The organism is Methylobacterium sp. TK26 (assembly GCF_055361565.1).
In genome coordinates this window covers 1,780,001-1,793,936 of the sequence record NZ_CM143965.1, presented here as the reverse complement: position 1 = coordinate 1,793,936, position 13,936 = coordinate 1,780,001, and the positions used below count along the sequence as shown (strand labels likewise).

At 68.9% G+C, this 13,936-nt stretch carries 12 protein-coding genes (1 of these 12 only partly in view); 5 read left to right on the top strand and 7 right to left on the bottom strand.

Annotated features, from left to right (window positions below; genetic code table 11):
- Positions 1 to 81: 81 nt before the first annotated feature.
- Positions 82 to 588: a DUF721 domain-containing protein gene (locus tag ACXJ1Y_RS08595; protein WP_463849626.1), complete on the bottom strand. Its 507-nt coding sequence runs from the start codon at positions 586 to 588 to the stop codon at positions 82 to 84.
- 68 nt (positions 589 to 656) lie between these two features.
- On the opposite strand from ACXJ1Y_RS08595, the gene mutY reads away from it, so the two are divergent.
- On the top strand, positions 657 to 1,895 hold the full coding sequence (mutY, locus tag ACXJ1Y_RS08590) for an A/G-specific adenine glycosylase (protein WP_463849625.1): 1,239 nt from the start codon (positions 657 to 659) through the stop codon (positions 1,893 to 1,895).
- A 6-nt stretch (positions 1,896 to 1,901) separates the two neighbouring features.
- Here mutY and ACXJ1Y_RS08585 read toward each other — a convergent pair whose 3' ends face one another.
- Positions 1,902 to 3,107 (bottom strand): site-specific DNA-methyltransferase, encoded by a 1,206-nt coding sequence (locus ACXJ1Y_RS08585; protein WP_463849624.1) that lies wholly within the window; start codon positions 3,105 to 3,107, stop codon positions 1,902 to 1,904.
- Between the two features lie 428 nt (positions 3,108 to 3,535).
- Here ACXJ1Y_RS08585 and ACXJ1Y_RS08580 point away from each other — a divergent pair, with 428 nt between their 5' ends.
- On the top strand, positions 3,536 to 3,886 hold the full coding sequence (locus ACXJ1Y_RS08580) for a septal ring lytic transglycosylase RlpA family protein (protein ID WP_463849623.1): 351 nt from the start codon (positions 3,536 to 3,538) through the stop codon (positions 3,884 to 3,886).
- Between the two features lie 14 nt (positions 3,887 to 3,900).
- Here ACXJ1Y_RS08580 and ACXJ1Y_RS08575 read toward each other — a convergent pair whose 3' ends face one another.
- Both ACXJ1Y_RS08575 and ACXJ1Y_RS08570 read right to left on the bottom strand, forming a co-directional pair.
- Positions 3,901 to 5,151: a peptide ABC transporter permease gene (locus ACXJ1Y_RS08575; protein WP_463849622.1), complete on the bottom strand. Its 1,251-nt coding sequence runs from the start codon at positions 5,149 to 5,151 to the stop codon at positions 3,901 to 3,903.
- Positions 5,152 to 5,253: 102 nt separating this feature from the next.
- A complete protein-coding gene (locus ACXJ1Y_RS08570) occupies positions 5,254 to 5,778 on the bottom strand; it encodes a DUF2937 family protein (RefSeq protein WP_463849621.1) in 525 nt (174 codons plus the stop codon).
- Positions 5,779 to 5,900: 122 nt separating this feature from the next.
- Here ACXJ1Y_RS08570 and ACXJ1Y_RS08565 point away from each other — a divergent pair, with 122 nt between their 5' ends.
- From ACXJ1Y_RS08565 to metH, 3 genes are all read left to right on the top strand, one after another.
- Complete coding sequence (locus ACXJ1Y_RS08565; RefSeq protein ID WP_463849620.1) at positions 5,901 to 6,920, top strand: ArsR/SmtB family transcription factor; 1,020 nt, start codon at positions 5,901 to 5,903, stop codon at positions 6,918 to 6,920.
- Positions 6,921 to 6,982: 62 nt separating this feature from the next.
- The gene (gene metF, locus ACXJ1Y_RS08560; RefSeq protein ID WP_463849619.1) at positions 6,983 to 7,897 is read left to right on the top strand and encodes a methylenetetrahydrofolate reductase [NAD(P)H]; all 915 of its coding nucleotides are present in this window, start codon (positions 6,983 to 6,985) and stop codon (positions 7,895 to 7,897) included.
- 154 nt (positions 7,898 to 8,051) lie between these two features.
- Positions 8,052 to 11,804, top strand: coding sequence for a methionine synthase (gene metH / locus ACXJ1Y_RS08555; protein ID WP_463849618.1), 3,753 nt, complete (start codon positions 8,052 to 8,054; stop codon positions 11,802 to 11,804).
- 60 nt (positions 11,805 to 11,864) lie between these two features.
- Here metH and ACXJ1Y_RS08550 read toward each other — a convergent pair whose 3' ends face one another.
- The 3 genes in view from ACXJ1Y_RS08550 to ACXJ1Y_RS08540 are tightly spaced (at most 14 nt apart) and all read right to left on the bottom strand, a layout consistent with a single transcriptional unit that may run on beyond the window.
- On the bottom strand, positions 11,865 to 12,779 hold the full coding sequence (locus tag ACXJ1Y_RS08550) for a glycosyltransferase (RefSeq protein ID WP_463849617.1): 915 nt from the start codon (positions 12,777 to 12,779) through the stop codon (positions 11,865 to 11,867).
- Entirely contained in the window at positions 12,700 to 13,551 is an 852-nt protein-coding gene (locus tag ACXJ1Y_RS08545; RefSeq protein ID WP_463849616.1) for a radical SAM protein, read from the bottom strand. The genes ACXJ1Y_RS08550 and ACXJ1Y_RS08545 overlap by 80 nt, the downstream gene beginning before the upstream one ends.
- Before the next feature lie 14 nt (positions 13,552 to 13,565).
- On the bottom strand, positions 13,566 to 13,936 hold the final stretch of the coding sequence (locus ACXJ1Y_RS08540; protein WP_463849615.1) for a UDP-glucuronic acid decarboxylase family protein. It continues 571 nt past the right edge of the window; 371 of the gene's 942 nt are visible here — the last part of the coding sequence; its start codon lies off the right edge, out of view; it ends in the stop codon at positions 13,566 to 13,568.

Here is a 13,936-nt window from a genome sequence, read left to right as displayed (position 1 = left end):
CCGCCATTTGGCGTGTGTCGTTGTGCAACCGGGTATCTGCGGAAGGCAGGGCTGGCAAGGCGGCGCGACGGCGCTGCCGGCTCACGTCTTCTTCACCGGCCGCCCCGGGCCGGGGGCGGTGGCCACGGTGGCGATGCCGAGGCGGTCGAGGGCGTCGCGCAGGCCGGGATCCTCGATGGCCGAGACCGCCTTCGCCACCTCGCCCCGCCGCGCGGGATCGATCCCCCGCGTGGCCGAGGCGGCGCCCCTTTGCCCGACGCGATCCTGCTTGAGCACGATCTTGCCGACGCAGGCCCAGCCGTAATGGGCGTTGATGCGCTGGATCACGACGGGGGCGAGGTGCTGCAACTCGATGGCGAAGACGCCCTCGACGCGCACCACCAGCGTGCCGGGCTCCGGCCCGCTCCCGTCCTCCGCGCGGCGGCGCCGGGGCCATTCGAGCTTGGCGGGCCGGCAATAGCGGGCAAGACGCTCGCCGACGATCTCCGGCCAGGCGGCGAGGATGTCGGTGGAGGCGAAGCCCTGGGCCGCGAAGGCCGGGCCGATGCAGGAATCGATGAGTTCGGCGAGGGGCTTGGGGCGTGCCATCGGGTGCGTCGCATGGGGTGGCCGAAAACCTGCTCCCGCCGGCGCGAAAAACCGGTTAAGGCCAGCGCATGGTAGCGCCCGCGGCGTCACACTCAAGACAGGACGCCCGGCCCGAGGCGGCCGACCTGCTGGTCTGGTACGACCGCCATCGCCGGGCGCTGCCCTGGCGCGCGCTGCCCGGCGAGGCGCCCGATCCCTATCGGGTCTGGCTGTCGGAGATCATGCTGCAGCAGACCACCGTCACGGCGGTGAAGCCCTATTTCGCCCGCTTCCTCGAACGCTTCCCCGATGTCGCCTCCCTGGCCGCCGCGCCGGAGGAGGCGGTGATGAGCGCCTGGGCGGGGCTCGGCTACTACTCGCGCGCGCGCAACCTCCACGCCTGCGCCCGCGCGGTGGCGGCCGCGGGGGGCACCTTCCCCGATACGGTGGAGGGCTTGCGCAAGCTCCCCGGCATCGGCGCCTACACGGCGGGCGCCATCGCCTCCATCGCCTTCGACAGGCCGGCGGCGGCGGTGGACGGCAATGTCGAGCGGGTCGTCTCGCGGCTCTTCGCGGTGGAGCAGCCCCTGCCCGCCGCCCGCCCGGCCCTGCGCACCCTCGCCGAGACGCTGGTGCCGCAGACGCGGCCGGGGGATTTCGCGCAGGCCGTGATGGATCTCGGCGCGACGCTCTGCACCCCGAAGCGCCCGGCCTGCGCTTTGTGCCCGTGGATGCTGCCTTGCCGATCCCGTAGGGAGGGCACGCAGGAAACCTTCCCGCGCAAGGTGAAGAAGGAGGCCGGCGCCCTGCGGAAGGGCGCGGCCTTCGTGGTGCAGCGGGCAGGGGACGGGGCGATCCTGCTGCGGACGCGCCCGGCGAGCGGCCTCCTCGGCGCCATGGCCGAGCCGCCGACCAGCGAGTGGCGGCCCGATTACGATCCGGCGCAGGCGCTCCTCGACGCGCCCCTCGACGCCCGCTGGAAACGCCTACCCGGCATCGTGCGGCACGTCTTCACGCACTTCCCGCTGGAACTGACGGTGTTCATGGCGCGGGTCGCGGCCGACATGACGGCGCCCGAGGGGATGCGCTTCACCACCCCCGCCGGACTCGGCGAGGAGCCCCTGCCGGGGGCGATGAAGAAGGTGCTGGCCCACGCCCTCGATCAGAAGCTCGCGCTGCCGCCCGCGCCGACGCCCGCGCCGGAGCCGGACCTCGCGACGCCGCCGCCCGCCGAGCCGCCGCCCCGCCGGGCACCACTGCCGAAGGTGCTGTCCCGCCGGCCCGTCGCCGCCGCCCCGCCGCGCAAAGGCGGGCCGAAGGCGCGGTAGGGCTGCTCAGGCCCCCGCCATCGTGGCGCGGATCTCGGTGCGGAACGCGTCGATGCAGGTCTTCCGGCCGCCGCGCTCGGCGTGCCAGAACGTCCAGCCGTTGCAGGCCGGCAGGCCCTGGACGAGGGCGCCGATCTTGTGGATCGAGCCGACGACCAGCCCGTTGTCGAGCTGCCCGTCCGGGCGCACCGTGGCGCGGAAGCGCCCGCGCTCGTCGCAGAGCGTCTCGCCGGCCTGGACCAAGCCGGCCTCGATCACCGACAGGAACGGCACGCGGGGCTCCGCGCGCTTCGTCGGCGCGACGAGGAGGGCGGCCTGCGACAGGGTCTCGACGCCCGCGATCCGCTCCCGCGCGGCGGCGGCGTAGCCGGGATCGCGCTCGATGCCGATGAAGCGGCGGCCCAGGCGCTTGGCCACGGCGCCGGTCGTGCCGGTGCCGAAGAACGGATCGAGCACCACGTCGCCGGGATTGGTGGCGGCGAGCAGGGTGCGCGCGAGCAGTGCCTCCGGCTTCTGCGTCGGGTGGACCTTCCGGCCCTCCTCGTCCTTCAGGCGCTCGTCCCCCGTGCAGAGGGGGATGAACCAGTCCGAGCGCATCTGGAGGTCTTCGTTGCCCCCCTTCAGCGCGTCGTAATGAAAGGTGTAGCCCTTCGAGTCCGCCGAGCGGGAAGCCCAGATCAAGGTCTCGTGCGCATTGGTGAACCGCTTGCCGCGGAAGTTCGGCATCGGGTTCGCCTTGCGCCAGACGATATCGTTGAGGATCCAGTAACCGAGATCCTGAAGCGCGCTGCCGACGCGGAAGATGTTGTGGTATGACCCGATCACCCAGAGGGTCGCATTCGGCTTCATCACCCGGCGGGCGGCGGCGAGCCATTCGCGGGTGAAGGCGTCGTAGGCGGGGAAGCTCGCGAACTTGTCCCAGTCGTCGTCGACGGCGTCGACGCGGCTCTGGTCGGGGCGCAGCAGCCCGGCATCACCCAGCTGGAGATTGTAGGGCGGGTCCGCGAACACGCAGTCGACGCTGGACGCCGGAAGGGCGTTCATGGCGGCGATGCAATCGCCGATCAGCACCGTGTCGAGGGGAAGGTCCTTGGACCTGAGTGGCGACGGCTGGGCAGAGTAACCCATCCGTGGCGCCGACGCGGGCCGCCCGGCACGCGAGACCTGATTCCGGGCGAGAGCGTCGGCTGCCACGGTACGCTGGGAAGCCATGAGACACACCGGTTACGCGACTGACCGGGGGACCATGCGTCGGCTACGGTAAAAACCGCGTTCAGCCTGTTTCGAAAAAAGCGTCCCGTTCTGACCCGGCCCCGCCGGGCGCCGTCCGCGCTCGATTTGCGAGCCTCCGCCTCAGCGGGATGCAGCCCTTCGCCACACGCAGATCTAGGATAATCCTCGCACCCGCGCCGGTCATTCGGCGTCGCGCTTTCATCTATCGCGATACTTCGCCAGCATTCGCACCAAGTATTCTTTACTCTGAGCTAGGAAACTCGGATGTCGACCCGCATGTAATCATTGCGTCCAGCATCAATGGGGCCAAAATGCGGCATCGAAATCACGAAATTTGACGCCATATTGCTGCCCGTTTCCGAAACGACTGGCGCCGTCCCGCTAACAACAAGGGAATGCGCGGACAAATGAAGGTTGGTTTCGGTAAGATCGCTCTCGTCCTCGGAATGTTGGCTGGCGCCGTCGGCGCCGTGTCCCCGGCCGCCGCCCAGGGCGGCAATGCATCCTGGTACGGCAGCGGACATCGCACGGCGAACGGTGAGCGCTTCAATCCCAACGGGCTGACCGCAGCCCATCGCACGCTGCCCTTCGGCACCCGCGTGCGGGTCGAGAACCGCCGTACCGGCCGGGCTGTCGTCGTCCGGATCAACGATCGTGGCCCGTTCGTCCGCGGGCGGATCATCGACCTGTCCCGCGGCTCGGCGCGGGCACTCGGCATGGGTGGGACCTCGTGGGTCTCGCTGCGCGTCGTCGACTGACCTTATTCCAGACTTCAGGCGGCGCCCGCTCCGGCGGGGCCGTCATCCCGGAGGCGGCGCAGGCGCGTCACCTTCGGGCGGCTGGTGCGGAACTGCCCGCGCTCCACCGTCACGAACACCATTACCGCGATGCCGAGCGTCGCGAGCCACCACACCGTGGTGAGGCCGACGCCGAGACAGGCCACCGCGAAGGCGCTGGCGAAGCAGGCCATGGCGCCGGGCACGAGGGCGGGGACGTCCCGGCCCGCCCTGCGGATCGAGGCGTAGAGGGCGAAGGCGGCGGCGAGGGCCCCGACGATGCCGAGCTCGTACCAGAATTCGAACAGGGCCGTGGTCGGCGCATTGGCCGGCACGAGCCCGACCACCCGCCCGCGCAGGGCGGTCTCCAGTCCGTGGCCAGTCACGAGGCGCACCGGCTCGGTGGTCACGACCTTCTGCCAGCTCTTGAGCGACAGCGCGGCCGGGCTCACCGGCCCGAGCACGGCCGAAGCGATGGGGCGCGCGAGGAAGGGCAGGATCGGCGCGGCGGCGAGCAGGATCGCCGCCGTCAGGGCGGTGGCGGCCACGCCCGCCTTCAGGCGAAGGCTTGTGAGCGCGTAGGCGAGGGCGCCGATGGCGAGCGCCGCGATCTGCGTCGCGTCCGGCTGGACGGTCAGGGCCACGGCCACGAGCAGGGCGACGACCAGCGCCTCCCGGTCCCGGCGGCGGGAACGCAGCCACGCCAGGGCGGGCCAGACGAGGAGGATCAGCAGGATCAGGCCCCGGTCGAGGGCCCCGTCATCCTCCATGCCCGGCGCCATCCGCGCCCCCGAGACGCCGAGGGCGATGGCCACGATGGCCCCCGCCGTCACGCCGAGCGGCAGGAGATAGAGGTTCGCGGAGCGCATCCGGTCGGGCAGGACGAGGTAGGCGGCAAGGCCGAGGCCGATGGTCGCCACGAGGTTGGCGAGCCGTTCCCCCGCCGGGCCGAGGAAGGGCGTCCAGGCCAGCGACAGGGCCGACCACAGGACGACGAGGCTGCCGGCCAGGAAGGCGGGCGCCGTGAGCAGCCGCCGGATGGCGGGCACGGCCGGCCGCTGCCGCCTGTCGATGCCGCTGGCGATGAGCAGCAGCACGACGGCAATGGGCGCGAGGATCACCGCCGCGCGCCGGGCGACCTGCGCCAGGACGGGAAGGACCACGAACAGCCCGAAAAACCCGACGCGCCGCAACAGGGCGGCGGCGTCGAGGGCGGGGTCGATCGTCTGTGTCGACGCGCGTGGCATGGTACGCCCCATCCGATCCGGAGCGAGCGGATCCAGGCTCGATAAGCAAGCGGCGGGCACAGGGCTGTAGACGCCCGGCAACACCCCGCCACTGCTCTTCACTCAGGCGGCCGTCGCCGGCTGCCGCGACCGGCGTCTCGCGACCCGCCGGCCGATGTCGGAGACAACGCGCCAGCCGCCCCAGGCGGCCAGGAAACCGACCAGCCCGGCGGTCAGCCCGTCGGCCGTCGTCGGCACGGCGGGCTGGTACGTCCGCAGGGTCGCCCGGGCGATGCCCGTGTCGGGATCGCGGATCACGGCGACCGTCCGCCCGAGGGGGCTCGTCGCCTCGGTCAGGGCCTGTTGCTGCGCCGAGAGGCGGGCGAGCCGGGCGATATCGGCCTGGGCCGCCTCGCCGCGCCGGGCGACCAGCCCGTCCGGGTTACTGCGCAGGCGCTCCACCGCGCCGTCGCGCGTGGTGCCGTTGGCCTGCGCATCCGATTCGAGAGTCGCGATCTCCCGGCGCAATTCGTCCACGGCGCCGCCGAGGCGCTGCGCGTATTGCTGCGCGAATTCGGGGGCCTGCGCCGCGATGGCGCCGCCGAGAAGGCCGAGGGCCAAGCCCAGGGTGCGCAGGATGCCGAACACGAAGCCGCCTCGCGAGAACCATATCCCCGTCAGAAGAGCACGCCCGCGCCGCAGGTTCCAGACGCGCCGCACACGCCGATTTGCCCTTGCGCCCCGCCTCGAACGCACATAAAGATATCTTTATGTCTAGTGAACGCCAGCGAGAGGCGGGGTCGGTCCCCTTTTCCCAAGCCTTGGCCGTCCTGCGCGCCGCGGCGGAGGAGACGCGTCTGCGCATCCTCGCCCTGCTGGCGGAGGGGGAATTGTCGGTCTCGGACCTCACCGACATCCTCGGCCAGTCGCAGCCGCGCATCTCCCGTCACCTCAAGCTTCTCGTGGAAGCGGGGCTGGTGGAGCGGCATCGCGAGGGCGCCTGGGCCTTCTTCCGCCTCGCGGAGAACCGCGCCGACCTCGCCGACCCGCTGGTCGCCGGGCTCGACCGCGCCGCCCCGCCGCTCTCCGAGGACCGCGCGCGGCTCGATGCGGTGCGGACGCAACGGGCCGAGGCGGCGCAGAGCTTCTTTGCCCGGCTGGCGCCGAAATGGGACGAGCTGCGCTCGCTCCATGTGCCGGAGGCCATCGTCGAGGCCGCCGTGCTCGATGCCCTCGGGCCGCGCCCCATCGGCAGCCTGCTCGATCTCGGCACCGGCACTGGCCGAATGCTCGGCCTCCTCGCGCCGCTGGCGGGGAGGGCGGTCGGGCTCGATTCGAACCACGCCATGCTCTCCGTCGCCCGCGCCAATTTCGAGCGACAGGGTCTCGCGCGGGTGGAACTGCGCCAAGGCGACATCCACGCCCCGCCCTTCGCCAAGGCGGGGTTCGATCTTGTGATCGTGCATCAGGTGCTCCACTACCTCGACGACCCGGCCCGCGCGCTGAAAGCCGCCGCGCGCCTCGTCGCGCCGGGAGGACGCCTGCTGGTGGTCGATTTCGCCCCGCACGATCTCGAATTCCTGCGCACCGCCCAGGCGCACCGCCGGCTCGGCTTCTCCACGGAGCAGATCGCCGGCTGGCTCGCCGAGGCCGGCCTGCCTGCCGTCACCGCGCGCGACCTCGCGCCGGCAGCCTCCGGCCAACTCACGGTCACGCTGTGGCTCGCCGAGGAGGAAGGGCAGGGGCGGGACGCCAACGCGGCCTGGGGCGATGGCCGCGCGGTCGCCTGAGATTTCACCAAGGAAATGTCGTCCGAACCGTCGGATCTTGAGGACGAGGAGCAACGAACACCATGGCCCGGACCACACGCGCCAGCCGCGACGGCTACCACCCCATCCGCGTCTCCATCGAGTTCTTCCCGCCCAAGAGCGAGGAGATGGAGAAGGTTCTGTGGAGCTCCATCGAGCGCCTCGCGCCGCTGCAGCCGAAATTCGTCTCCGTGACCTACGGCGCCGGGGGCTCCACCCGTGAGCGCACGCACAACACCGTCGCCCGGATGGTGCGCGAGACCACCCTCAAGCCCGCCGCCCACCTGACCTGCGTCGACGCCACCCGCGAGGAGATCGACGCGGTGGTCCAGTCCTACTGGGATGCCGGCGTGCGCCACATCGTGGCCCTGCGCGGCGACCCGGCCGAGGGCGTCGGCCACGCCTTCCGCCCGCATCCGGGCGGCTACGCCTCCACCGCCGAACTGGTGGCCGGCATCAAGCGGATCGGCGACTTCAAGGTGTCGGTTTCGGCTTATCCCGAGAAGCACCCCGAGGCCGCGAGCCTCGAAGCCGACATCGACGCCCTGAAGGCCAAGGTCGATGCCGGCGCGGATCAGGCGATCACGCAGTTCTTCTTCGATAACGACGTGTTCCTGCGCTACCTGGAGAAGGTGCGGGCGGCCGGGATCACCATCCCGATCCTGCCGGGCATCCTGCCGGTGCAGAACTTCAAGCAGGCGGCGAACTTCGCCCGCCGCACCGGCGCCTCGGTGCCCTACTGGCTCGCCGCCCGGTTCGAGGGCCTGGACGACGACGTCGAGACCCGCCGCCTCGTGGCCGCCGCCGTGGCCGCCGAGCAGGTGCTCGACCTCGTGGACGAGGGCATCAACGACTTCCACTTCTACTCGATGAACCGCTCCGACCTCGTCTACGCGATCTGCCACCTCCTCGGCCTGCGCGCCCAGGCGCCGAAGATCGCCGCCGCGAAGGCCGCCTGACAGGGCACCTCCCTCCCGAGCCCTCATCCTGAGGCGCCCGCGCCAGCGGGCCTCGAAGGACGGCTCCAGGGATCGCACAGCTTTCTGGAGGCCTCCTTCGAGGCCTTCGCTCCGCTTCGGCACCTCAGGATGAGGTAGTCTGCAAGGACTGACGATGACCGATTTCGCCCCCGTCGACGGCACCGCAATCGCCAAGGCCCTGCGGGACCGCGCCTCCGAAAAGATCCTCGTGCTCGACGGGGCCATGGGCACCGTGATCCAGCGCCTGAAATTCTCGGAGGAGGATTTCCGGGGCAATCGCTTCACGGATCACAGCCACGATCAGAAGGGCAACAACGACCTCCTGATCCTCACGCAGCCCGACGCGATCCGGCAGATCCACCTCGACTACTTCCTCGCGGGCGCCGACGTCTGCGAGACCAACACCTTCTCCGGCACGACCATCGCCCAGGCCGATTACGGCATGGAGTCCATCGTCCATGAGCTGAACGAGCAGGGCGCGCGCCTCGCCCGCGAGGCCGCCCGGCTCGCCGAACAGAAGGACGGCCGTCGCCGCTTCGTGGCCGGCGCCATCGGCCCGACGAACCGGACGCTCTCGATCTCGCCCGACGTGAACAACCCCGGCTACCGGGCCGTCACGTTCGATCAGGTGAAGACCGCCTATGTCGAGCAGGTGCGCGGCCTCATCGCGGGCGGCGCCGAACTCATCCTCATCGAGACGATCTTCGACACCCTCAACGCCAAGGCGGCGATCGCCGCCGCGTGGCAGGTCTTTTCCGAACTCGGCGTGCGTCTTCCCATCCAGATCTCGGGGACGATCACCGACCTGTCGGGCCGTACCCTCTCCGGCCAGACCCCGGCGGCGTTCTGGAATGCGCTGCGCCATTCCGACCCGCTGACCTTCGGCCTGAACTGCGCGCTGGGCGCCCGCGAGATGCGCGGCCACATCGCCGAACTCTCGCGGCTCTGCGACACCCTCGTCTGCGCCTATCCGAATGCCGGCCTGCCGAACGAATTCGGCCTCTACGACGAGAGCCCGGAGGCGATGGGCGCCCTCGTCGGCGAGTTCGCGGAAGCGGGCCTCGTCAACATGGTCGGCGGCTGCTGCGGCACCACCCCGGACCATATCCGCGCCATCGCGGAGGCCGTCGCCGGCAAGGCGCCGCGCCAGATCCCCGACGTGCCGCGCCTGATGCGCCTGTCGGGCCTGGAGCCCTTCGTGCTCACGAAGGAGATCCCCTTCGTCAACGTCGGCGAGCGCACGAACGTGACTGGCTCGGCCAAGTTCCGGAAGCTCATCACCAACGGCGACTACGCCGCCGCCCTCGACGTCGCCCGCGATCAGGTCGCGGCCGGCGCCCAGGTGATCGACGTCAACATGGACGAGGGCCTGCTCGATTCGCAGAAGGCGATGGTCGAGTTCCTGAACCTCGTCGCCGCCGAACCCGACATCGCCCGCGTGCCGGTGATGGTCGATTCCTCGAAGTTCGAGGTGATCGAGGCCGGCCTCAAGTGCATCCAGGGCAAGGCCATCGTGAACTCGATCTCCATGAAGGAGGGCGAGGAAAAATTCATCGAGGCCGCCAAAATCTGCCGCTCCTACGGCGCCGCCGTGGTGGTGATGGCCTTCGACGAGCAGGGCCAGGCCGATTCCTACGAGCGCAAGGTCGAGATCTGCACGAAGGCGTACAAGATCCTGACCGAGCAGGTCGGCTTCCCGCCGGAAGACATCATCTTCGACCCGAACATTTTCGCGGTCGCCACCGGCATCGAGGAGCATAACGGCTACGGCGTCGCCTTCATCGAAGCCACGCGCACCATCCGGGAAACCCTGCCCCACGCCCACATCTCGGGCGGCGTCTCGAACCTGAGCTTCGCCTTCCGCGGCAACGAGCCGGTGCGCGAGGCGATGCATGCGGTGTTCCTGTACCACTGCATCCAGGCCGGGATGGACATGGGCATCGTCAATGCCGGCCAGCTCGCAGTCTACAATGAGATTCCCGCCGAACTCCGCGAGCTGTGCGAGGACGTCGTCCTCAACCGTCGCGACGATTCCACCGAGCGCCTGTTGGAATCCGCCGAGCGGTTCAAGACTGGCGCCTCGGCCCAGGCGCGCACCGCCGACCTGACGTGGCGCGAGGCCCCGGTCGCGAAGCGCATCGAGCACGCGCTGGTCAACGGCATCACCGATTACATCATCGCCGACACGGAGGAGGCGCGTCAGGGCGTCGAGCGGCCGCTCCACGTCATCGAAGGTCCGCTCATGGCCGGCATGAACGTGGTCGGCGACCTGTTCGGCGCGGGCAAGATGTTCCTGCCGCAGGTGGTGAAGTCGGCCCGCGTGATGAAGCAGGCGGTCGCCTATCTTGAGCCGTACATGGAGGCCGAGAAGCTCGCCAATGGCGGCGACGGCAAGCGCCAGGCCGCCGGCAAGGTGCTGATGGCCACCGTAAAGGGCGACGTCCACGACATCGGCAAGAACATCGTCGGCGTCGTACTGGCCTGCAACAACTACGAGATCATCGACCTCGGCGTGATGGTGCCGGCCGCCAAGATCCTCGAAACGGCCAAGCGCGAGCAGGTCGACATCGTCGGCCTGTCGGGCCTCATCACGCCCTCGCTCGACGAGATGGTCCATGTGGCCGGCGAGATGGAGCGCGAGGGCTTCGACGTGCCGCTCCTCATCGGCGGCGCCACGACGAGCCGCGTCCACACGGCGGTGAAGATCCACCCGGCCTACGAGCGGGGGCAGGCGGTCTATGTCACCGATGCGAGCCGCGCGGTGGGCGTCGTCTCGAGCCTGATCTCCAAGGAGACCCGCGGCGCCACCATCGAGAAGGTCCGCGCCGAATACGCCAAGGTCGCGGCCGCCCATGCCCGGTCGGAGGCCGACAAGCAGCGCCTGCCCCTCGCCAAGGCCCGCGCCAACCGCTTCAAGGCGGATTGGTCCGCCTACGCGCCGAAGAAGCCGACCTTCACCGATGCCCGCGTCTTCGGCTCCTACGAGGTCGCGGACCTCGTGCCCTACATCGACTGGACGCCGTTCCTGCAGACCTACGAGTTCAAGGGCCGCTTCCCGGCGATCCTCGACGACCCGGAGCAGGGCCCGGCCGCCCGCGCCCTCTACGAGGACGCGCAGGAGATGCTGCAGCAGATCGTGGCGGAGCGCTGGTTCAACCCAAAGGCCGTGCTCGGCTTCTGGCCGGCGAACAGCGTCGGCGACGACATCGTGCTCTGGACGGGCGACTCGCGCAGCGACACGCTCGCCACGTTCCACGGCCTGCGCCAGCAGCTCTCGAAGCGGGACGGGCGCCCGAATCTCTGCCTGTCCGACTTCGTCGCCCCGGCTGAGACGGGCATCGCGGATTACGTCGGCGCCTTCGTGGTGACGGCGGGCCTGGAAGAGGTGCGCATCGCCGAGCGCTTCGAGCGCGCCAACGACGATTACCGGGCGATCCTCGTGAAGGCGCTGGCCGACCGCATCGCGGAGGCCTTCGCCGAGCGGATGCACGAGCGCGTCCGCCGGGAGTTCTGGGGCTACGCCCAGGACGAGACCTTCACGCCGGACCAGCTGACGGGCGAGCCCTATGCGGGCATCCGCCCGGCGCCGGGCTATCCCGCCCAGCCCGACCACACCGAGAAGACGACCCTGTTCGATCTCCTCAAGGCCGAGCGCCGCATCGGCGTGAAGCTCACCGAGTCCTTCGCCATGTGGCCGGGCTCCTCGGTGTCGGGCCTCTACCTCGCCCACCCGGACGCCCACTATTTCGGCGTCGCCAAGGTGGAGCGGGATCAGGTCGAGGACTACGCCGTCCGCAAGGAGATGGATGTGGCGGAGGTGGAGCGCTGGCTCGGCCCGATCCTCAACTACAATCCCGCCTCGTATCTCGCGCAGGCGGCGGAATAGGGGATCCCAAAGGGCCAGCCCTTTGGCAGGGTGCCGGGGCAGAGCCCCGGCGCTTCCGGATCAGATGGCTAAGGGCCAGAATCCCATCCGGCGGACGGTCTGCTGTACGCCCTCAATCGACTGAAGATAGGCGCGCATTGCCTCGTCCGGCGTCCGTTTGGCGTTGGGCGGCAGCGGCAGGTTCAAATCCTCGAAGTGCTTCGAGTAGATCGTCGTGAACGCGACGGTCCTCTTGCGGGTGTAGCACTGCAGGTGTCGCCGATGGCGGATGCCGGTCATGACCACGCGATCGCACCAGGGTGTCAGGATCTTCGGCATCGTAGACCATAACTGGTTCACGTCGAACGCTGCGCTCGACAGCATGATACAGCTCGTGTCCACGTGGTTCAGGGCCAACTCATCGGGCTCGATCACCTCGATCTTCGTGCCGTCTGGACCGAAATAGTCCCTCCAGCAGCAGGCGACGCTCGCCCCAGTCTCTTTGATGGCGTCGAGCATGATCGCGAGGTGCTCGGGATAGTACCAGTTGTCGGCGTCCAGAAAGGCGATGAAGTCGGCACCGTTGGTCTCTGCCACGACGCAGCCCACCGCGCGCGGCGTGTTGCCGTTGTCGCCATGTGCCTTGGGGAGCCTGATGTGTAGGACGTCCCAGCCGTCGATTTCCTCCCGAGGATGCCCGTCCGCGATCATGACATGCGTCAGGCGCGCTTCAACCTGCTGCGCCATCACGCTTTCATGACACCGCCTGAGCACGTTGAGGGATTCGCGGTAATACGGCGTGACAACGAAGATCCGGGGACCGCTCTGTCGCAGATCTTCTGAATAGGCAGTGACTGGCATTTGAGCAATGCTTTCGTAGCTGGTTTTACCGACTTCCATGATGTTTCGCTTCTTCCTATTTTGCGATTTGACCGCAAGATCGGCATTGGTCTGCGAATAGGTGTCGATCTCTTCGTGATCGAGGTGCCCCTTCACCCGGGCAGGGACACCGCAACCGGGGCAGAAGCGGTCGACCTGTCCGTGGAAGCGACTCAACGGGCGCTTCCACCAGCCGGGCGCCACGTCCATGCCGTGCTGCCCCCCCCCGTGCGAGATCGAAGGCGGCTGCGATCTCGCAGAAATAGGCTTTCAGGATCCCGCGGACCTCGACGATGGAGGCGGACCACGTTTGGTTCACATCGCAGCGGCCGATCCGCTCCCACATTTCAACGGGCTCGTGGAGATCCTGGATCGCAGCCAGAACCGAGGAATGCTCGGAATGCCCCCGGTGGTACCACCCGAGATTCTTGAGGGGGCTCAGCGAAGTCTCGCCTCGGGCATCGCCATGCGGATTGAGGTTGAAGACCCCGAAGGTCTCCCTGCACAGCGCTTCGTGCTTGAACACGTTGTTGGTCCAAAGACCACGCTGACGCTTGTCCGGCACCTCCTCCGCGAAGATCCGGCAGAACTCCGCGAACTTCGGATGCATGCATGGATTGCCGCCGATGACGGCGATGATCCCGGGAAACCCCTCCAAGCTCCTGAGGGCGAGCCGGAAATTGTTCGGCGTCATGTCCCAGTGCTTGTCTTGATTGACGAGCAGACGCGTGCAGTTCGAACAGCCGAGATCGCACTTGTTGGTGATGTCGATGCAGATGATCTTCATCTGCGACGGCGCCTTCATCGCGAGAAGAGCCTTCCGGCGCGCCTCCTTCACGGCCGCGTCATCGCAGGGCTTCGTGCGGGCCGGTATGGTGTCCGTCGTCATTCCCCTGTCCACCGTCAGACGGCCAAGCTTCGGAAATAACGGATGGTCTCTTGCAGCCCGTCTGCGAGGGACACTGTCGGCTCCCAGCCCAGGCGTTCACGGGCCAGGCCGATATCCGGTCGGCGCTGCCTTGGATCATCGGAGGGAAGGGGATGGTGGATGATCCGGCTCCGCGAACCGGTCAGCCGGAGCACGCACTCGGCGAGTTCAAGGATGGTGAACTCGCAGGGATTGCCAAGGTTGATCGGACCGCCGAATTCCGGCGGCTGATCCATCACCCGGATCATCGCCTCGATCAGGTCGTCGACATAGCAGAAGCTGCGGGTCTGGGTGCCGTCGCCATAGATCGTGATCGGCTCGCCGCGCAGGGCCTGCAGGATGAAGT

Excerpts from the sequence above, each read along its gene's own strand:
- ACXJ1Y_RS08595 (WP_463849626.1), bottom strand. The coding sequence starts at position 588 with ATGGCACGCCCCAAGCCCCTCGCCGAACTCATCGATTCCTGCATCGGC.
- mutY (WP_463849625.1), top strand. The coding sequence starts at position 657 with ATGGTAGCGCCCGCGGCGTCACACTCAAGACAGGACGCCCGGCCCGAG.
- ACXJ1Y_RS08585 (WP_463849624.1), bottom strand. The coding sequence starts at position 3,107 with ATGGCTTCCCAGCGTACCGTGGCAGCCGACGCTCTCGCCCGGAATCAG.
- ACXJ1Y_RS08580 (WP_463849623.1), top strand. The coding sequence starts at position 3,536 with ATGAAGGTTGGTTTCGGTAAGATCGCTCTCGTCCTCGGAATGTTGGCT.
- ACXJ1Y_RS08575 (WP_463849622.1), bottom strand. The coding sequence starts at position 5,151 with ATGCCACGCGCGTCGACACAGACGATCGACCCCGCCCTCGACGCCGCC.
- ACXJ1Y_RS08565 (WP_463849620.1), top strand. The coding sequence starts at position 5,901 with ATGTCTAGTGAACGCCAGCGAGAGGCGGGGTCGGTCCCCTTTTCCCAA.
- metF (WP_463849619.1), top strand. The coding sequence starts at position 6,983 with ATGGCCCGGACCACACGCGCCAGCCGCGACGGCTACCACCCCATCCGC.
- metH (WP_463849618.1), top strand. The coding sequence starts at position 8,052 with ATGACCGATTTCGCCCCCGTCGACGGCACCGCAATCGCCAAGGCCCTG.
- ACXJ1Y_RS08545 (WP_463849616.1), bottom strand. The coding sequence starts at position 13,551 with ATGACGACGGACACCATACCGGCCCGCACGAAGCCCTGCGATGACGCG.